Origin of the sequence: Chryseobacterium fluminis (assembly GCF_026314945.1) — a bacterium.
In the GTDB taxonomy this organism is placed as follows: Bacteria; Bacteroidota; Bacteroidia; order Flavobacteriales; family Weeksellaceae; genus Chryseobacterium; species Chryseobacterium fluminis.
On the sequence record NZ_CP111121.1, the window covers coordinates 3,697,543 to 3,715,113 of the forward strand.

Annotated in this window: 19 protein-coding genes; 16 read left to right on the forward strand and 3 right to left on the reverse strand. The window is 37.3% G+C overall.

What is annotated here, in order from left to right; all coding sequences use genetic code 11:
- Positions 1 to 88: 88 nt before the first annotated feature.
- The 11 genes from ODZ84_RS16950 (at position 89) to ODZ84_RS17000 (ending at position 12,016) form a co-directional block, all read left to right on the forward strand.
- Positions 89 to 397, forward strand: coding sequence for a hypothetical protein (locus ODZ84_RS16950; protein ID WP_266173579.1), 309 nt, complete (start codon positions 89 to 91; stop codon positions 395 to 397).
- A gap of 8 nt (positions 398 to 405) precedes the next feature.
- Positions 406 to 819: a PaaI family thioesterase gene (locus tag ODZ84_RS16955; protein ID WP_266173580.1), complete on the forward strand. Its 414-nt coding sequence runs from the start codon at positions 406 to 408 to the stop codon at positions 817 to 819.
- Between the two features lie 95 nt (positions 820 to 914).
- Positions 915 to 2,123 carry a 3-oxoadipyl-CoA thiolase gene (gene pcaF / locus ODZ84_RS16960; protein WP_266173581.1) on the forward strand — a complete coding sequence of 403 codons (1,209 nt, stop codon included), beginning with the start codon at positions 915 to 917 and terminating at the stop codon, positions 2,121 to 2,123.
- Positions 2,124 to 2,219: 96 nt separating this feature from the next.
- Entirely contained in the window at positions 2,220 to 2,813 is a 594-nt protein-coding gene (locus tag ODZ84_RS16965) for an acyltransferase (protein WP_266173582.1), read from the forward strand.
- A gap of 74 nt (positions 2,814 to 2,887) precedes the next feature.
- Positions 2,888 to 3,460, forward strand: coding sequence for a transposase (locus tag ODZ84_RS16970; RefSeq protein WP_266173583.1), 573 nt, complete (start codon positions 2,888 to 2,890; stop codon positions 3,458 to 3,460).
- A 109-nt stretch (positions 3,461 to 3,569) separates the two neighbouring features.
- Positions 3,570 to 4,421, forward strand: coding sequence for an alpha/beta hydrolase (locus tag ODZ84_RS16975; protein ID WP_266173584.1), 852 nt, complete (start codon positions 3,570 to 3,572; stop codon positions 4,419 to 4,421).
- 122 nt (positions 4,422 to 4,543) lie between these two features.
- On the forward strand, positions 4,544 to 7,039 hold the full coding sequence (gene paaZ / locus ODZ84_RS16980) for a phenylacetic acid degradation bifunctional protein PaaZ (RefSeq protein ID WP_266173585.1): 2,496 nt from the start codon (positions 4,544 to 4,546) through the stop codon (positions 7,037 to 7,039).
- A gap of 189 nt (positions 7,040 to 7,228) precedes the next feature.
- Complete coding sequence (locus tag ODZ84_RS16985) at positions 7,229 to 7,765, forward strand: SMI1/KNR4 family protein (protein ID WP_266173586.1); 537 nt, start codon at positions 7,229 to 7,231, stop codon at positions 7,763 to 7,765.
- Between the two features lie 45 nt (positions 7,766 to 7,810).
- Complete coding sequence (locus ODZ84_RS16990) at positions 7,811 to 8,593, forward strand: DUF4241 domain-containing protein (RefSeq protein WP_266173587.1); 783 nt, start codon at positions 7,811 to 7,813, stop codon at positions 8,591 to 8,593.
- A 2-nt stretch (positions 8,594 to 8,595) separates the two neighbouring features.
- On the forward strand, positions 8,596 to 9,282 hold the full coding sequence (locus ODZ84_RS16995) for an SMUG2 DNA glycosylase family protein (protein WP_266173588.1): 687 nt from the start codon (positions 8,596 to 8,598) through the stop codon (positions 9,280 to 9,282).
- 37 nt (positions 9,283 to 9,319) lie between these two features.
- Entirely contained in the window at positions 9,320 to 12,016 is a 2,697-nt protein-coding gene (locus ODZ84_RS17000) for a DEAD/DEAH box helicase family protein (protein ID WP_266173589.1), read from the forward strand.
- A 204-nt stretch (positions 12,017 to 12,220) separates the two neighbouring features.
- Here ODZ84_RS17000 and ODZ84_RS17005 read toward each other — a convergent pair whose 3' ends face one another.
- Genes ODZ84_RS17005 through ODZ84_RS17015 form a run of 3 tightly spaced genes read right to left on the reverse strand, consistent with a single transcriptional unit; the run spans position 12,221 to position 14,199 of the window.
- Positions 12,221 to 13,048 carry a T9SS type A sorting domain-containing protein gene (locus tag ODZ84_RS17005; protein WP_266173590.1) on the reverse strand — a complete coding sequence of 276 codons (828 nt, stop codon included), beginning with the start codon at positions 13,046 to 13,048 and terminating at the stop codon, positions 12,221 to 12,223.
- Positions 13,049 to 13,074: 26 nt separating this feature from the next.
- Positions 13,075 to 13,620 (reverse strand): phage tail protein, encoded by a 546-nt coding sequence (locus ODZ84_RS17010; protein ID WP_266173591.1) that lies wholly within the window; start codon positions 13,618 to 13,620, stop codon positions 13,075 to 13,077.
- Positions 13,621 to 13,653: 33 nt separating this feature from the next.
- Entirely contained in the window at positions 13,654 to 14,199 is a 546-nt protein-coding gene (locus ODZ84_RS17015; RefSeq protein WP_266173592.1) for a phage tail protein, read from the reverse strand.
- A gap of 245 nt (positions 14,200 to 14,444) precedes the next feature.
- Between ODZ84_RS17015 and ODZ84_RS17020 the strand changes: the two genes are divergently transcribed.
- The 5 genes from ODZ84_RS17020 to ODZ84_RS17040 all read left to right on the forward strand — a co-directional run bounded on the left by ODZ84_RS17020 (position 14,445) and on the right by ODZ84_RS17040 (position 17,564).
- Positions 14,445 to 15,209, forward strand: a complete 765-nt coding sequence (locus ODZ84_RS17020; protein ID WP_266173593.1) for an enoyl-CoA hydratase/isomerase family protein — start codon at positions 14,445 to 14,447, stop codon at positions 15,207 to 15,209.
- A 154-nt stretch (positions 15,210 to 15,363) separates the two neighbouring features.
- Positions 15,364 to 15,981, forward strand: coding sequence for a hypothetical protein (locus tag ODZ84_RS17025; RefSeq protein WP_266173594.1), 618 nt, complete (start codon positions 15,364 to 15,366; stop codon positions 15,979 to 15,981).
- 57 nt (positions 15,982 to 16,038) lie between these two features.
- Entirely contained in the window at positions 16,039 to 16,329 is a 291-nt protein-coding gene (locus ODZ84_RS17030; protein ID WP_266173595.1) for a winged helix-turn-helix domain-containing protein, read from the forward strand.
- Positions 16,330 to 16,392: 63 nt separating this feature from the next.
- A complete protein-coding gene (locus ODZ84_RS17035; RefSeq protein WP_266173596.1) occupies positions 16,393 to 16,683 on the forward strand; it encodes a hypothetical protein in 291 nt (96 codons plus the stop codon).
- Between the two features lie 41 nt (positions 16,684 to 16,724).
- Positions 16,725 to 17,564, forward strand: a complete 840-nt coding sequence (locus ODZ84_RS17040; protein WP_266177394.1) for a metallophosphoesterase — start codon at positions 16,725 to 16,727, stop codon at positions 17,562 to 17,564.
- Positions 17,565 to 17,571 lie beyond the last annotated feature (7 nt).

Genomic DNA, 17,571 nt, shown 5'->3' on the forward strand with positions numbered 1-17,571 from the left:
AAATTTGAAAATTTGCTAATTTGGAAATTCATTCAAACAGGTTTCCATTTTCAAATTCTCAAATTTATTTCATTTTCAAATTAATATTATGGATATCGATGAATTCAGGGCTGAGTTAGAAACTAGGCTTCTAATTGAAAAACAATACTTAACTCAGGAAGCTTCTTCTGCTAATGATGAGGAAAGACTTGAACTTTTAGGAAAGTTTAATGAAAAATATAAAGAACTGATCAGAAGGTTAGCTAATGAGAGTGGAATTGATTTAAACCTTTCCTATCCCTCTGGAAATTCATCAGATTCTGAAAATCTATCATACGGTCAAATCATTCTGGGTAAAACAATGAATATTTACGACAGATTATCGGATGAATTGTATAAAGAAATAATAAACATATAGGTATAGAAATGAATCCAAGACAAATAGCAGATTATATGTTCAATCAGGATGAGTTTTCCCAGTGGATGAATATCAGACTGATCGACGTCAAAGAAAATTACTGCTTAATAGAAATGCCAATCAAAAAGGAGATGCTGAACGGACTTAAGACCGTTCACGGGGGCGTTACCTTTGCTTTTGCGGATTCGGCATTGGCATTTTCTTCGAACAACACCGGAGATGCGGCCGTTGCACTGAATTGTATTATTAATTTTACCAAGGCCGGAAAAGAAGGTGATCTATTCAGAGCAGAGAGTATTTTGGTAAATGATACGAGAAAAACGGCTGTTTACGATATCAAAATTACCAATCAGGATGAAGAATTGGTGGCAAAATTTGTCGGAACAGTGTATAAGATCGGAAAAAAAGTAACGGAATTATAAATTTGAGAATTTGAAAATAAGGTAATTTGAAAATTACTTTTAATGCTTTATTTCATCTTCAAATTCTCAAATTAACACATTTTCAAATCAAAATTATGAACAACGTATATATCATAGATTACATAAGGACTCCTATTTCAAAATTAAGCGGAGGTCTTTCAGAAGTTAGGGCCGATGATTTGGCGGCGGTCGTTTTAAAAGAAATCGTAGCCAGAAACCCTGAAGTTCCTGTTGAAGAAATTGAAGACGTTATTTTCGGATGTGCCAATCAGGCAGGAGAAGATAACAGAAACGTTGCCAGAATGGGACTTTTATTGGCAGGACTTCCATACAGAATAGGAGGGGAAACCGTAAACCGATTATGTGCTTCGGGAATGTCGGCGGTAGCTAATGCTTTCCGTTCCATTGCTGCAGGTGAAGGTGAAATTTACATTGCAGGTGGAGTAGAGCACATGACGCGTTCGCCTTATGTAATGTCAAAGCCGAGTGCCGCTTTCGGCAGAGACAGTCAGATGTTTGATACCACTTTCGGATGGAGATTTGTCAATCCGAAAATGAAAGCAATGTATGGAGTAGATGCAATGGGTGATACTGCTGAAAATTTAGCAGAAATGCATAACATCAGCCGTGAGGATCAGGATAAATTTGCCCTTTGGTCACAGCAAAAAGCGACTAAAGCTCAGCAAAGCGGAAGACTGGCAGAAGAAATTGTAAAAGTTGAAATTCCCCAGAAGAAAGGAGAACTAAAAATCTTCGATACAGACGAATTCATCAAACCCACTTCCTCAATAGAAGGATTGGGTAAACTTCGTCCTGCTTTCAAAAAAGAGGGCGGAACAGTAACAGCCGGAAATGCTTCCGGAATGAACGACGGAGCGGCAGCTTTAATTCTGGCAAGTGAAGAAGCGGTAAAAAAATATGGTTTAAAACCAAAAGCTAAAATCTTAGGATCATCCGTTGCCGGTGTTGAACCAAGAATCATGGGAATCGGACCTGTTGAAGCGACTCAGAAATTATTAAAAAGGCTGAATCTCTCTTTAGATGATATGGATATCATTGAATTGAATGAAGCATTTGCTGCTCAGGCTTTGGCAGTAACCAGAACATTAGGATTAAAAGATGATGATTCAAGGATCAATCCAAACGGAGGAGCGATCGCCATCGGTCACCCACTTGGTGTTTCCGGAGCAAGAATTGTGGGTTCTGCAGCAATGGAACTCCAGAAGCAAGATAAAAAATATGCATTGTGTACCCTTTGTATCGGTGTCGGACAAGGGTATGCCATGGTGATTGAAAAAGTATAAATCAATTTGAAAATGTGGTAATTTGAAAATTTGAAAATGTTTTCACGGCGTTTTAATTTTCAAATTTGCCCATTCTCAAATTTTCAAATTAAAATTATGAATATCTACTCATATCACGGAATTCGCCCCATTATCAAACCTTCTGCTTACGTTCATCCGCAAGCAGTAATCATCGGGAACGTTGAAATTGGTGAAGAAGTTTATATCGGCCCGAATGCAGTAATTCGTGGTGACTGGGGAAAGATTATCATCAAAAACGGTGCAAATGTCCAGGAAAATTGTACCCTTCATGTTTTTCCGGGTATTGAAACCATTTTGGAAGAATCTGCACACATCGGTCATGGAGCGATTATTCACTCCGGACACATTGGTAGGAATTGTCTGGTGGGGATGAATGCTGTTGTGATGGACAAAGCCGTTATTGGTGACGAATGCATCATCGGAGCCTTGGCTTTTGTGCCTGCCAATTTTAAATGTGAACCGAGAAAACTGATCGTTGGAAGCCCGGCAAAAATTATCCGTGATGTTTCGGATGAAATGAGCAAATGGAAAACAGAAGGAACAATATTGTATCAGGAGTTGGCAAGAGAAGGAAAAGACGCCATTCTGCCTTGTGAACCTTTTACAGAATATGTTCAGCAGATTCCTACGAAGGTTGTTGATTACAGTATTTGGGATGATGTGAAATAGTTTTAAGAGTATACAAACCTAACGGGTTTTTAAAACCCGTTAGGTTTTAAGAAAATTAAGAGTGTAAAGATATAATGATTAACACAGAAAGTTTTGAGTTTGAATCCGTTTATCACATCTTTTCTCATGTGAACGGAAAAGAATTGATTTTCCGTGAAGAACTAAATTATCAGTTTTTTCTAAAGCAGTTAGATAAATATATTATCCCAATTGCAGATATTTATGCCTATTGCTTGTTGCCAAATCATTTTCATTTATTATTGAGATTTAAAAATATTGAGGTCGTAAATGCTGAAGATGAACATCATTCTTTAATGAAAAACTTGGGTAATTTTCTGAACTCTTATGCTAAAGCTTTTAATAAAAAGTATAACCGGAAAGGAGCTCTCTTTCTTAACGCAATAAAACGTAAGAAAATAACAGACGAAAAATATTTATTAAAAGTTTTGCATTATATCCATAATAATCCATTTAACCATGGACTTGTAAATAAATTTGATCAATGGAAACATTCTTCATATAATTCATATTTAAATCTTAAAAAAGATAGCAAATTGAATAGAATGGAAATCATGCAGTATTTTGATTCATTGGAAGTTTTTGTAAATTATCATCAATCTAGTATCGAGTATGATTTTTTAATTTAGAATAATTGGTAGTGAACTTAACCAACCTAACAGGTTTTTTAAATGAATAAGTTAATGTTGTTTTCGATTGAAACCTCATAGGTTTCTAAAACCTATGAGGTTTGAAAAAATGATAAATAAAGAAAGAAATATGATAAAAAAACTTCTCATTTTCTGCAGTATTCTGTTTACATTCCACTTTATGGTTTTTGCCCAGACTGAAAATGTAAAACCCTTGACTATTGGAGAAATCAGAACCATAAAGTCTAAAGTTTTAAATGAAGACAGGATATTAAACATCTATCTTCCGCAAAGTTTTGATAAAACAAAATCTTACCCCATTATCTATTTATTGGATGGAAGTATAAATGAAGATTTTATTCACGTTACCGGATTGGTCCAGTTCTTTAATCAGATGTATTCTATGCCGGAAACCATTGTGGTGGGAGTTGCCAATATTGATCGGAAAAGAGACTTTACTTTTCATACGGATCTGAAAGATTTACAGAAAGATTATCCTACAACGGGACATTCGGATCAATTTATCGGTTTCCTTGAAAAAGAGTTAAAGCCTTATATTGAAAGTCAGTTCAAAAGTACAGATACTTATATTTTTGGACAATCGTTGGGCGGATTGTTAGCAACGGAAATTTTATTAAAGAAGCCTGAGCTGTTCAATAACTATTTCATCATCAGTCCCAGTTTGTGGTGGGATGATGAAAGTCTTTTAAAACAGGCACCTCAATTACTCGCGAAAAGTAAAGATATCAGGAAATTTGTCTACGTTTCTGTCGGAAAAGGCGAACATCCGGTAATGGTGAAAGATGCAGAAAATCTTTATGATCTTCTTAAAAAATCAAATAAGAAAAACTGGACAGTAGAATATAAAATGATGGAAACAGATAATCACGCAACGATTCTCCACAGAAGTTTGTATGAAGGTTTGGTGAAACTATTTCCGTATCAGGAACCGAAAATTTAAAATGTAACAATATACCAATGTAAAAATCTAACAATTGCACAATGTCATACTGATATTTTCGAAGTATCTCATTGGTAAACTGTTAAATTGATACATCGTTAAATTAAAATATAAACTATTATATGGAAAAATTAAAAAATTATATTTACGGCGAATGGATCGAAGGGACCGGAAACGGCATTCCTTTGCACAATGCCGTGACAGGAGAGCAGGTTGCTATTTCCGATACAGAAGGACTGAATTTTGAGCAGGCTCTGGACTACGGAAGAACGGTCGGGTACAAAAATCTTTCTTCCATGACATTCTATGATCGTGGCGAAATGTTGAAAAAAGTAGCACTTTACCTTTTGGAAAGAAAGAAAAAATATTACGATTTATCATACAAAACCGGGGCAACACATGTCGATTCCTGGGTGGATATTGAGGGCGGTTTCGGAACTTTCTTCACTTACTCAGGTTTGGCGAAAAGAATGCTTCCGAATACTCCGTTTTGGGTAGATGGCGAAACGCAGAAAATTTCTGCCAACGGAACTTTTTTGGGAACGCATATTTTAACGCCGAGTGAAGGGGTTTCAGTTCAGATCAATGCGTATAACTTTCCGGTTTGGGGAATGTTAGAAAAATTATCCACTTCTTTATTGGCAGGTGTTCCGTCCATTGTAAAACCTTCTCCGTTTGGTTCTTATTTAACGAATGCGGTTTTTCAGGATATGATCGAAAGCGGTATTCTTCCTGAAGGAGCTGTTCAATTGGTCTGTGGAGAGCCCGGAAATATTCTGGATTATGTTCAGGACGGAGATTCTGTTTTGTTCACCGGTTCAGCAACAACAGGCAGAAAATTGAAATCTTTACCTTCTGTAGCAGGAAATGCTGTCCGTTTCAATATGGAAGCAGATTCCCTGAACTGTTCAATTCTTGGATTAGATGCAAAACCGGGAACTCCGGAATTTGATTTGTTCATCAAAGAGGTCCGTAACGAAATGACCACGAAGGCCGGACAGAAATGTACCGCGATCAGAAGAATTATCGTTCCTGAAAACTTAATCGGCGATGTCCAGAATGCTCTATCTAAAGCGTTGGACCAGACCAAAATCGGAAGCCCGTTAAGCAGGGAAACAAAAATGGGTTCTTTGGTCGGAAAACAGCAGTATGATGAGGTGGTAAGAAAAGTAAACCTATTGAAAGCGGAAACAGAATTAGTTTACGACGGACAGCACGAGTTGGTCGATGCCAATTACGAGAACGGAGCATTTATGAGTCCGAAATTGTTCTTAAACGATTCCCCGTTTACAAAAAATGTCTCTCACGATGTGGAGGCTTTCGGTCCTGTTTCTACATTGATGCCTTACAAGGATGCCGAAGAAGCGGCAGCCTTGGCAAAAAGAGGAAAAGGAAGTTTGGTAGGTTCTATTATTTCACATGATGATCAGTTCACCGCCGAAACTTCATGGAAAATGGCTTCCCAGCATGGTAGAATTTTCGTCTTAAACAGAGACAACGCGAAAGAAAGCACCGGGCATGGTTCTCCGCTTCCGACATTAATGCACGGTGGTCCCGGAAGAGCAGGTGGCGGCGAGGAGATGGGCGGACTGAATGGCCTTCATTTCTTCCTTCAAAAAACGGCGATTCAGGGTTCTCCGGATACGCTGACGGCAATTACGAAAATTTATCAGCAGGGAGCAGAGAAAAAATTCTCAGACAAACATCCCTTTCAGAAATATTTTGAAGAAGTTGAGGTTGGTGATTCTCTGGAAACTGCAGGAAGAACAGTTACTGATGCAGATATCGTGAATTTCTCTAATGTTTCATGGGATCATTTCTATGCCCACACGGATGCTACAAGTTTAACGGGAACGATCTTTGATAAGACTGTGGCTCATGGATATTTTATCCTTTCTGCAGCGGCCGGGTTGTTTGTTTCAGGAAAAAAAGGACCTGTTATTGCAAATTACGGACTGGAAAACTGTTCGTTCTTCAAGCCTGTTTATGCCGGAGATACCATAACCGTTTATCTAACGGCGAAAGAAAAAATCAACAGGGGAGTGAAGGGAAGAAATATTCCTTCCGGAGTAGTAAAATGGCTGGTGGAAGTCGTCAATCAAAGGGATGAAACCGTTTGTGTGGCCACTATTTTAACATTGGTTGCGAAACAGTCTCCTTTTATCGATTTAAACATAAAAAATATTCAGAAATCATTAAATAGATTAACTGAATCCACTCAGCCAACTTGGGGTAAAATGTCTCCTCAGCAAATGATCGAGCATTTGGAACATGGCGTTTTGGTAAGCCTTGGCGAGCCGGAAGCTGACAAATGTTTCACTCCTGAAGAGCAGCTGGAAAAATGGCAGGATTCTTTGTACAACCACAGAAAAATGCCGAAAGATTTTCCCGCTCCTTTCTTAGCTGAAGATGAGAAACTGCTGGAATTGAGACATAAGAATCTGGATATCGCCAAGCAGTCTTTCATGGATAATCTGAAAAGATTCCAGATTTATTACAAAGAAAATCCACAGGCAGAACATATGAATTTCGTCTTTGGAAAACTGAATAAAGAAATGTGGGAGCTGATGCATAAAAAACATTTCACCCATCATTTTGAACAGTTTGGATTGATTTAATTCAAAATAAAATATAAATTTATATCCCTTTTGGTTTTTACTGGAAGGGGTTTTTTTGATCCTTGTCAATGTTTTAAACCTTGACAGGGATCAATTGTTCATATAAATTTTCGTTGAAGAGCCTCCTTTTATTAAAAATGATAATTACTTTTACAGTAAAATCACAATCTTATTTATTTAAAAGAAAATATGGAACGACAATTTTTCAAAGACTTCGACTTTACCGGTTTCTGGAACGAAAGCAGTTATTCGGAGAGGGACTATATCGAAGAATTTCCTGATGATGCAGCGATAGCTTCTATTGAAGAAGAACTGGGCTATAAACTTCCGGCATCGTATATCGAACTTATGGGAATACAGAATGGAGGTCTGGTCAACAGATCCTGTTTCCCCACATCGGAAGAAAATTCATGGGCCGATGATCATATTGCAATCACCGGAATTATGGGCATTGGAAGAGAAAAAACATACTCGGTGTGTGGAGAACTTGGAAGTCGGTTTATGATAGAAGAATGGGGATATCCGGAGGATGGGATCTATATTTGCGACTGTCCGTCTGCCGGGCACGATATGATCTTACTGGATTATTCAAAGTGTGGTAAAGATGGGGAGCCGGAAGTTGTGCATGTGGACCAAGAAGCAGATTACAGAAAAACTTTTCTGGCAGCAGATTTTGAAACTTTTATAAAAGGCTTGAAAGAGGAAGAAGATTTTGATTTAGATTAAATGATTCCTATTTTTAAAGAATAAAATCAATTCAAAAAAATATATATGGAAAATAAATGGATACAGAAGTACGAAGAAGTGAAAGATATATTGGTTTGTCCCACAGATCTTGAATCGTATTTTACGACAAACGAAATTGCAGGTCAGCAGTTGGAGACCATGGAAATAGGAAATGTATCGTTGCCTTTCGGGAAAATAGTGGTAAGAGACCCGTTAGTTGCTCTGAATGCCAATCAGTCCCCTTATTTTGTTCAGGCTCCGATAGGAAATTTTCCCGTGACCATTTCCGTAGTAAAATCTGAAGACTGGGGCGACCGATATGCTGTGGTAAAAGTGGAATTTACAAAAGAAAAACCGGTAATTTACAGAGAAGCCCTGGTGGGAATTGAAGAACTGGAAGATGTTACCGAAGATGACTATTTCGGATTTGGGGTGGATGCCGGTTTAGGATGTATTACTGATGCAGAAGTATTGCCCTTTGTAGATATATTTATAGATGAAATAAATGTGGAGAATGTGTACGACGATTATTTTGCCGGACTTTTCGCACAAAACTATAAAGACAATCCGAAAAATCAAAGAGAGGCAGGAGACTGGATCAATTGGAAGGTTCCGAATACAGAATATCAGATTCCGATGTTCGCGAGCGGTTTTGGGGATGGGACTTATCCCGTGTATTTCGGATATGATGCCAATGAGGAAATCTGTGGTCTCTACATTCAGTTTATTGATATTGAACTGGCTTTAAGCGAAGAAGGCGACGAAGATGATTATGAGGACGATGATAGTGATGATGAGCCTGAAAACTTCGTTTTTCCAAAAGACTAAATATGTATAAAACTTTCGCTGAACAGGTTGTTGAATTTAATGAAAACCTGAAGTACTCCGGAAAATTGCCGGGCGATTTTCAGGTGTTAAATCCTTATTTGGATAATCCTGAAACATTGGTTGCCATGCAAAAGTTTTATCATCAATATTACAATGATTCTAACCCGAGAAAATTTATAATCGGGATCAATCCGAGCCGTCACGGGGCCGGAGTTACAGGCGTTCCTTTTACAGATACAAAGCGTCTGGAAAGTGTTTGCGGAATCAAGATGCAATCAGCTTATACACACGAAATATCCTCAGTTTTTATGTATGATATGATCGCAGAATACGGTGGTGCAGAAGAATTTTACAGAGATATTTACATCAATTCACCTTTTCCGCTGGCGATAGTCAGAAAATCTAAGGGAAGCCGGATTAATGCCAATTATTATGATGATAAAGAGCTTTTTAATGATGTGAAAGATTTCATGATCGATTCTTTGAAAAAACACATCAGTTTAAATCTCAATACTTCTGAAGTTTTTGTCTTAGGAAAAAAGAATGCGGATTTTATTTCAAAATTGAATAAAGAAGCCCGGCTTTTTGATAAAATGACGGTATTGGAACATCCGAGATATATTCAGCAATACAAATCCAAAGAGAAGCAATGGTATATTGACAAATATATTTTAGCTTTGAAGAAATAGACGTAAGACTATAAGACTTTTTGTAAATTCTCATTGAATGAATTCGTTTCCAAAAGATTTGAAATTTAAATATAACTGGAGAAAATACCAGAAAATTTTTCTTGATAATGCGAATAATTATTTATCCGATAATCATTTGCATATTGTTGCACCTCCAGGCTCAGGAAAAACAGTTCTTGGTTTGGAGATCATGTTACGTCTTAATAAACCAACACTTATTGTAGCACCTACTTTGGCAATAAGAAATCAATGGGTTCATCGGTTTTGCGAATTGTTTTTGCAGAGGGAAAGTGTTCCGGATTGGCTTTCTACCGATATTAAGAATCTTGGTTTTGTTACGGTGACGACCTATCAAGGAGTTCATGCAGCATGTAATAATTTAAACGAAAATGAACTTGATGATGAAAGTTTACATGAAAAATCTTCTAATTCTAATATTTCAGAGGTTTTAAAAAATCTTAAGAAACAAAAAGTAGAAACTTTTATTCTTGATGAAGCACATCACCTGAAAAATGCGTGGTGGAAAAGTCTGATTGAACTCAAAAGTAAAATTAATCCTACACTTGTTGCGCTCACAGCAACTCCTCCTTTCGATGTTTCTGGTGCTGAATGGCAGAAATATATTCAGTTAAATGGAAATGTCGATGTAGAAATTTCAGTTCCTGAATTAATGATCGCAGGAGATCTTTGTCCTCATCAGGATCTGGTGTATTTTACCTTACCGACAGAAACTGAAAAATATAAAATCAGAGATTATTATCAACATGCCAATGATTTTTTTGAGGAAATTAAAAATGATAAAATTCTTCTTCATGCTATAGAAAATAATCCTGTTTACCAGAATCCTGAGCAACATCTTGACTGGATCTATGAAAATTTTTCTTCTTATACCTCCGGATTGGTGTATTTACATTTTAAAGGAAAGGAAATTTCGAATATTCATTTTGAAATCGTTGGGGAACAGCAAAAATCTGTTCCAGTATTTGATTTCTGCTGGTTGGAGGAATTAATGGATTTTTATCTTTTTGTAGATGAAATTAATTTTAAATCATTTGAACACCATCGTTTGAGTATCGAAAACAAATTAAGAAGAAACGGCTTCTTAGAAAAGAAAATGGTCAGCTTTTTTAATAATAAAAACCTGGCGCAAATTTTTAATTCAAGCATTGGTAAACTTCAGGGAATCAAGGATATTGTTGATTTTGAATTTTCAGTTCTTAAAAATGATCTTAAGATGGTTATTCTTACGGACTTTATTAAAAAAGAATTTTTAACGAATAATAACCAGAATAATTTTGAATTGGATAAAATTGGAGCGATTCCCATTTTTGAAAAATTAAGGCGAGAGAATCCAAATAAAAAAAAGATAGGAGTTCTTACCGGAAGTATTGTCATAATTCCCAAAAGTTCTAAAGATATTTTTAATCATTTTTGTATTAAAAAGAATATCGTTAATATTTCGGTTTCTGAACTTTCTTACGATCGCGATTACCTTTTGATTACGATAACAGATCGTGTAAGACAAAATATTGTTCATATTATTACCGAAATTTTTCAAATTGGTGAAATTAATGTATTGGTTGGGACAAAATCACTCCTGGGAGAAGGATGGGATGCTTCGAAGATGAATGCTCTGATTTTGGCAAGTTTTGTCAGTTCGTTTGTTCTTTCCAACCAAATGAGGGGAAGGGTAATCCGAACAGATCAGGAGAACCCTTATAAAACAGGTAATATCTGGCATTTGGTCTGCTTTGACGAGAAAAGTGAAAATGGTGGCCAGGATTTCGATATTTTAAAAAGAAGATTTAAGACCTTCGTTGGAGTTTCCAATAATGATGATCCTTCGATCGAAAATAATTTTGAACGGTTAAATATTAAAATAAACAGGCAGAAAGCAGACTTCTCACTGATTAACTTACAGACGTTTGCTTATGCGAGAGACAGAGCAGGACTCTCAAAACGTTGGGATGCTGCTTTATGTAAGGGAAATATGTTAATAGAAGAAATGAAAATTCCGATCGAACAACTACATGGGAATAAAGAAACTAAAATATACTATCTAAGAAAAATGCTTGAGAACCTATCAGGCATCGTTTTTTCTACTTTATTTGCATTCCTATATGATGTTGTTTCAGAAGTTATAAAATCTTCTGATGGTATTCACACGCCAGACGGATTTTTCAAGGTTATATTGATGGCAAGTATTTTCGGGTTTGTTGTTTATGGCCGGAGGTTTTATATTGCACTAAGACAATATCTAAAATATAGAAATATTGCAAAACATCTTAAATTAATAGCAAATGTAATATTGCAAAATCTTATCAGTGAAAAAATTATTCTAACATCGGAAGATAAATTAAAAATAGTAACTTCAGGTGACCAGTATAAAAATTCGGTTTGCCACCTGGAAGGCGGCACAAATTATGAAAAGTCGCAATTTATTAAAACTTTGCAGGAATTTATCATACCTGTGGATAATCCGAGATATATATTGAAACAGAAGAAAAATTTCTTTTTTATAAAAAATAGTTTATTTTTCCCGGTTCCTGAGGTTTTTGCTAAAAATAAAAGGAGCGCAGAATTTTTCAATAAAACTTGGAGCCGGAATTTTGACACTTCTGACTTAATTTTTACGCGTACTATAAAAGGAAGGCAAATATTATTAAAACTAAGGTATCAGTCATTACTAAAAAGAAATTCACAAATTGAACACCTTCATAAATGGACCCGATAAAAAGAGGCCGTCTCACAACTCGTGAAAACGGCCTTTTTTATGAAATTTTCCTGTATCCCGAACGAGAAGGGTCCTCGTTTAAACGATTCTCAACCCACATCATCTAGTTGTGATACACTTTCTTATTACTTATGAAATCAGCACTCTGATCTTTATCACGTTAGAGCAGGCAGTCTTAATAGTGTTGCCCCGTGTTATAACAATTTATTTTTTAATAATCTTATGGGATTCAGATGCCGTTTTGAAGATATAGACTCCTTTAGGAAGTTCCGAAATATCAGCTTCGGTATTTCCTTTTTTAGCTTCAATGGTTTTCACCAACTGTCCTGCCTGGCTGTATATTTCAAACTTTGTATTTTCTAAAGCTTTAACACTAAGAGGCCCGTAGGTAGGATTGGGATAGATACTGTTTACTTTTTCAGCAGTTTTCACCTCATTAGCAGACAGTACAATTCCGCTGTCTTTTACCCATGTGAATGCATCCAGTGCCATATAACGGAAGTCTCCGCCAATGGTAAGGGTAAGCTGATCGACAACAATATTTGAATAATTTTGTCCGTTAAGATTGGTCAGGTCTATCAGCGTATATCCATTGGTAGCTCCTATTGAAGTAGTAAAACCCGTGGTCTTAGTCTGAGTAAACTTCGTTACCCCGGCAAGCTTTCCTGTAACGGTAAGTGTTCCCGGAGCCGATAAACTATTCAGTCTGTCTGCCAAATACACCCAGAATCGGTTAACCTTAAACAGGTTGGAAGTTGTTTTAATGGTTAAGGAAGAGTTGGCATACTGTGATGTAGCCGTTCCGGTATTGTCAATAAATCGATTATCTACTCCTACTCCGGACCATCCTCCTGCGGACAGCACAAATATATCATAGGTTGCCACAGCAGATATAATATTGAAAATAACGCCGTTATCAGTAAAGTTAGCACTGCCTACAGATTCGGTTTCAAACTGCTCTGTACTTGTCTGCGCGGATGTGAATGAGGAAATGAGCAGACTACAGATTAATAAAATAGTAGTTCTTTTCATGATTTAATATTTAGGTTGTTTAATTTTTAAGGTCGTGATGGAAAAATACCCTGAACACAGATAATATAATTCATTCCTAAATACGGAGGCATCGTATCCACCGGAATATTCTGTCCTGTAAAAGAAACCGAATTAGAATTAATAACCGTATCCGGAGCACTGTCTGCAAAGCTTGGAATCGCATCAAACTGTCTTCCGTTCGGCTGACCTGTTATTGCAATAGAGCTGGTGGCAGAAGGTGTCACGCTGCTGGCATTGGTATTGGATATCTTCAGCTGGCTGACAAAGCTGGGAAGATTTTGCTGTAAAAGTGTAGTCTGAGGATTTCCTGCAGCCTCTCCTAGGGCAATATTTTTTCCGGTATTTGAATTTCCTGCACCAAAGGGAGTACGCCCGTTAAGGTTCGGCAAAGCAAAAGTGGTTCTTCCGTCACCTCCGTAAGTAGTTCCCAAAAGTGAAAAAAGGGCTGTATTCTGGCTGATACTTAATAATGCTCCGTTGCATAGCATATACCCTCTCGGGGCAAAGTTACCGGCAAACATTTTAATGGTTCCTAATAATTCTTCGTCCATGATTATTGAATTAATTGTTATTATTTTATTAAATTATGGTCTTGATGGATAAATGCCTTCTGAACAGATGATATAATTAACACCTACATAGGGAGGCATGGTATTCACAGGTATATTCTGTCCCATAAAAGTAACAGACAGCATATTAATGGGCAAATTGGGATCTCCGTCTGCAAAGCTTGGAATGGCATCGAACTGTCTTCCGTTCGGTTGTCCTGTAATGGCAATAGATGAGGTTGCAGATGGCGTAACGCTGGTTGCATTGGTATTGGATATCTTCAGCTGACTGGCAAAACTGGGCAGGTTCATTGACAGTAACGTGGTTTGAGGTGCTCCTCCCATTTCTCCTAAATCATAGAATTGTCCTGTTGTAGAGTTCCCAGTACCAATCGGGGCACGCCCGTTTAAATTCGGCAATGCAAAAGTACTAATGCCATCACCACCATAAGTGGTCCCTAAAATCGAAAATAAGGCCTCATTTTGGGCAATGCTCAGTAAGGCGCCGTTGCAAAAAAGGTAGCCACGGGGTGCAAAGTTTCCTGCAAAGACCTTGATTACTCCCATCAATTCGTCGTCCATGATAATATTTTTTCAGTTTAATTCTTACTCTTTTTTTCCGGCTTTTCAGATTCCGCCGCTGTCATATTTATTGACAAGCCAAAGGAACGATATCTGTAAAAGGCAGAGTAGAGTAGAAAGCACCAAATTGCGCATTCCGTATTTTTACTGAATGGCCCGGGTCGGTTTTATCAGAATAGTTATCTTTATTCCTGCTGAAACATTCTTATTTATTATTTTTGTAAGAATCTATTTAAATCTTAAAAATGAACGAATTCGTAATTTCAGAACTTAAAAATAATATTGCCGAAATCACTTTCGGAACTCCGAAAAGCAACGCCCTTCCTGGAGCAATTCTTGAAAAACTGGCGCATACGATTGTAGAAGAAGGAGCTAAGGAGGAAGTAAAAGCTATTCTCGTGAAAAGTGAGGGTGAAAAAGCCTTCTGCGCAGGAGCAAGCTTTGATGAGCTTCTGGCTATCGAAGAACTGGAAGCATCAACGAATTTTTTCGGAGGTTTTGCTAAAGTTTTGAATGCCATGAGAAATTGTGGTAAAATTGTGGTCGTAAGAGTGCAGGGTAAAACGACCGGGGGCGGAGTAGGGCTAGCTTGTGGCGCAGACTATTGTTTTGCAACGAAAGACGCAGCTTTAGCTTTAACCGAGATCAATCTGGGAATCGGACCTTTCGTGATCGGGCCATACGTGGAAAGAAAAATAGGAAAGTCTCAGTTTTCAGCGATGGCTATTGATGCAGATTTCAGATCTGCAGAATGGGCAGAACAGCATAATATCTATCATTCTGTTTCTGAAAGTATTCAGGAAATGGACGCAAAACTGGAAGTATTTCTCAGGACTTTAGCTTCAAGAAGCAGTGATGCTTTAGCTTTGATTAAAAAAGTTTCATGGGAAGGAACAGATCATTTCAACGAATTGATGCCTTCCAGAATTCATATGAGTGCAAGTCTCATCCTTGAAGATTCTGCCAAAAAAAATATTGAAGGAATTAAAGAAAGATTACGGGCAAAATAATCCTGACTTTTTTATAATGTCATAACCGTTGGATCCGTCCGGCGGTTTTTTAATTATATGAAGTAAGTATCAACGGTAAAATTTTTTTAAGTTTCTGAAAAAAAACTTTTGGGATTAAAAATAATTTATAACTTTGTAATTCAAAGTTCTTTTTATGGATTCAAAAAACTATCACGAAGACTTATTGCATATCCGTTCCATGATGGAGCGCTCTTCCCGGTTTATTTCATTAAGCGGACTGTCCGGAGTTTTTGCCGGACTGGCAGCGATTATTGGGGCAGTATATGTTTACTTTGTTTTTAAAAGAGAAGGAATTGACTATTTTGCCGGTGAAAGAAATTTTTTTGCTCCTGCTGTAGTTGGGGAACTGGTAGTAACAGGAGCTGTCATATTGCTGACTGCTGTTTTAAGCGGGTATATTTTCACAGCGAATAAAAGTAAGAAGAAAGGCCTGAAAATTTGGGATGCAACAACAAAAAGATTGCTGGTTAATTTTTCCGTCCCCTTAGTAACAGGCGGTATTTTTTGCCTGGCTCTTCTTTTTCATCACCTTTTTGTCTGGATTGCACCCGCAACACTGATATTCTATGGATTGGCCCTGGTAAGTGCAGAAAGATATACATTACCCGATATAAAGTACTTAGGCTACTGCCAGATCATATTAGGGCTGCTGTCACTGTTCTTTTTAGGATGGGGACTCATTTTCTGGACCATCGGTTTTGGGGTGCTGCATATTGTTTACGGATCCATTATGCATAAAAAGTATAAATAAAACTCTAAATTTGCAGACCTTGGAAACTTCCTATAGAATCTGCATTGTTACCTTATTATGATTAATATAAATCAACTCAACAAAGAATTTGAAAGTCGTGTAAGATTAGGCATTATGTCTGTTCTTATGGTTAACGACTGGGTTGATTTTTCAGAGATGAAGAATCTGCTGGAAATTACAGACGGCAATCTGGCGAGTCACAGCAATGCGTTGGAAAAAGCAGAATATATCGAAGTAAAAAAAGAATTTGTAGGCAAAAAGCCGAAGACCTCATACCGGGTAACGCAATCCGGCAGGGAAGCTTTTACAGAACATATAAACGCACTGGAAAAATTAATAGGAAAATAAACTCTATTTTTTTATCTAATAACTTTGAATTACAAAGTACTTTTAAATATTAAAAATGAAAATATGATTACAAAAAAACAGACCTCATCGTTTATTTTTGCTGTACCGGCTCTACTCATGCTTGCAGCATTTTTTGCCAATCTTTATGCAGAAGGATGGAATTGGTCTCCTTCAGATTTTCTGGTAGCAGGAATTTTACTTTTCGGAGCAGCTTTCTTCGTGCTCCTGGTGCTCAGTTCAGGAAGATCGCTTTCCTCAAAACTCATTATTTCAATGATCATTTTATTGGCACTCGCTCTGATCTGGATCGAACTGGCAGTCGGAATTTTCGCAAGTCCTTTCGCCGGAAGCTGATATTGAGGTTAATTATTTCTAAAAATTATTAGTAAATGCAAATGAACCGTAAGACTTTTTTAAAAAGAATCGCTCAGTTGTCAGTCCTGGCAGCATTCCCAATGCTTTATTCATGGCAGGTAGAACCGTTCTGGCTTGAGTTTGTCGAAAAAAAGCTGCCGATCCGAAATCTGCCCAAAGATTTAGAAAGCAAAATAATAATGCAAATCTCAGATCTGCATGTCGGAAAAAGATTCAACTGGCAGTTTCTGATCGATTCTTTTCAGAAAGCACAAAAATATAACCCTGACTTTGTCGTGTATACCGGAGATTTTGCTAATCACGGAACACAGGACGAACGTGAAGATTTAAAAAAAGTAATGAAAAATGCAGTCTTCGGAAATCTTGGAACTTTTGGGATTTTAGGAAACCATGATTACGGAAAAGATTGGGAAGAGCCTGAAGTCGCTCAGAATATCACTGACATCCTTGAAAGTTTTGGGGTTAATATGTTAAGAAACGAGCAGAAAGAAAGCAGCGGATTGAATTTTATCGGATTCGATGATCTGTGGTCGGCCAACTTTCAGCCTATGAAAGTAATGCAGGAGTATGATCCTTCAAAAGCAAACCTCATTCTGTGTCATAATCCCGATGCCTGTGATATAGATATCTGGAACGGCTATCAGGGCTGGATCCTCAGTGGACATACTCATGGAGGACAATGCAGAATTCCGGGAGTAATCACTCCGGTTCTTCCCGTAAAAAACCGGAAATATGTCTCCGGGGAAATTGATCTGGAGGACGGAAGAATGCTGTACATCAATCGCGCCATCGGGCATTCTTTTCAGCTACGGTTTATGGTACGGCCGGAAATTACAGTATTCACTTTAACGCACGCTTAAAAATTTT

Bases quoted from the DNA above. Each gene is read 5' to 3' on its own strand.
- pcaF (WP_266173581.1), top strand. From the start codon at position 915: ATGAACAACGTATATATCATAGATTACATAAGGACTCCTATTTCAAAA.
- ODZ84_RS16975 (WP_266173584.1), top strand. From the start codon at position 3,570: ATGATAAATAAAGAAAGAAATATGATAAAAAAACTTCTCATTTTCTGC.
- ODZ84_RS16950 (WP_266173579.1), top strand. From the start codon at position 89: ATGGATATCGATGAATTCAGGGCTGAGTTAGAAACTAGGCTTCTAATT.
- ODZ84_RS17015 (WP_266173592.1), bottom strand. From the start codon at position 14,199: ATGGACGACGAATTGATGGGAGTAATCAAGGTCTTTGCAGGAAACTTT.
- ODZ84_RS17025 (WP_266173594.1), top strand. From the start codon at position 15,364: ATGGATTCAAAAAACTATCACGAAGACTTATTGCATATCCGTTCCATG.
- paaZ (WP_266173585.1), top strand. From the start codon at position 4,544: ATGGAAAAATTAAAAAATTATATTTACGGCGAATGGATCGAAGGGACC.
- ODZ84_RS16995 (WP_266173588.1), top strand. From the start codon at position 8,596: ATGTATAAAACTTTCGCTGAACAGGTTGTTGAATTTAATGAAAACCTG.
- ODZ84_RS17005 (WP_266173590.1), bottom strand. From the start codon at position 13,048: ATGAAAAGAACTACTATTTTATTAATCTGTAGTCTGCTCATTTCCTCA.
- ODZ84_RS17035 (WP_266173596.1), top strand. From the start codon at position 16,393: ATGATTACAAAAAAACAGACCTCATCGTTTATTTTTGCTGTACCGGCT.
- ODZ84_RS17000 (WP_266173589.1), top strand. From the start codon at position 9,320: ATGAATTCGTTTCCAAAAGATTTGAAATTTAAATATAACTGGAGAAAA.
- ODZ84_RS17020 (WP_266173593.1), top strand. From the start codon at position 14,445: ATGAACGAATTCGTAATTTCAGAACTTAAAAATAATATTGCCGAAATC.
- ODZ84_RS16965 (WP_266173582.1), top strand. From the start codon at position 2,220: ATGAATATCTACTCATATCACGGAATTCGCCCCATTATCAAACCTTCT.
- ODZ84_RS16955 (WP_266173580.1), top strand. From the start codon at position 406: ATGAATCCAAGACAAATAGCAGATTATATGTTCAATCAGGATGAGTTT.
- ODZ84_RS16985 (WP_266173586.1), top strand. From the start codon at position 7,229: ATGGAACGACAATTTTTCAAAGACTTCGACTTTACCGGTTTCTGGAAC.
- ODZ84_RS16990 (WP_266173587.1), top strand. From the start codon at position 7,811: ATGGAAAATAAATGGATACAGAAGTACGAAGAAGTGAAAGATATATTG.
- ODZ84_RS16970 (WP_266173583.1), top strand. From the start codon at position 2,888: ATGATTAACACAGAAAGTTTTGAGTTTGAATCCGTTTATCACATCTTT.
- ODZ84_RS17010 (WP_266173591.1), bottom strand. From the start codon at position 13,620: ATGGACGAAGAATTATTAGGAACCATTAAAATGTTTGCCGGTAACTTT.
- ODZ84_RS17040 (WP_266177394.1), top strand. From the start codon at position 16,725: ATGAACCGTAAGACTTTTTTAAAAAGAATCGCTCAGTTGTCAGTCCTG.
- ODZ84_RS17030 (WP_266173595.1), top strand. From the start codon at position 16,039: ATGATTAATATAAATCAACTCAACAAAGAATTTGAAAGTCGTGTAAGA.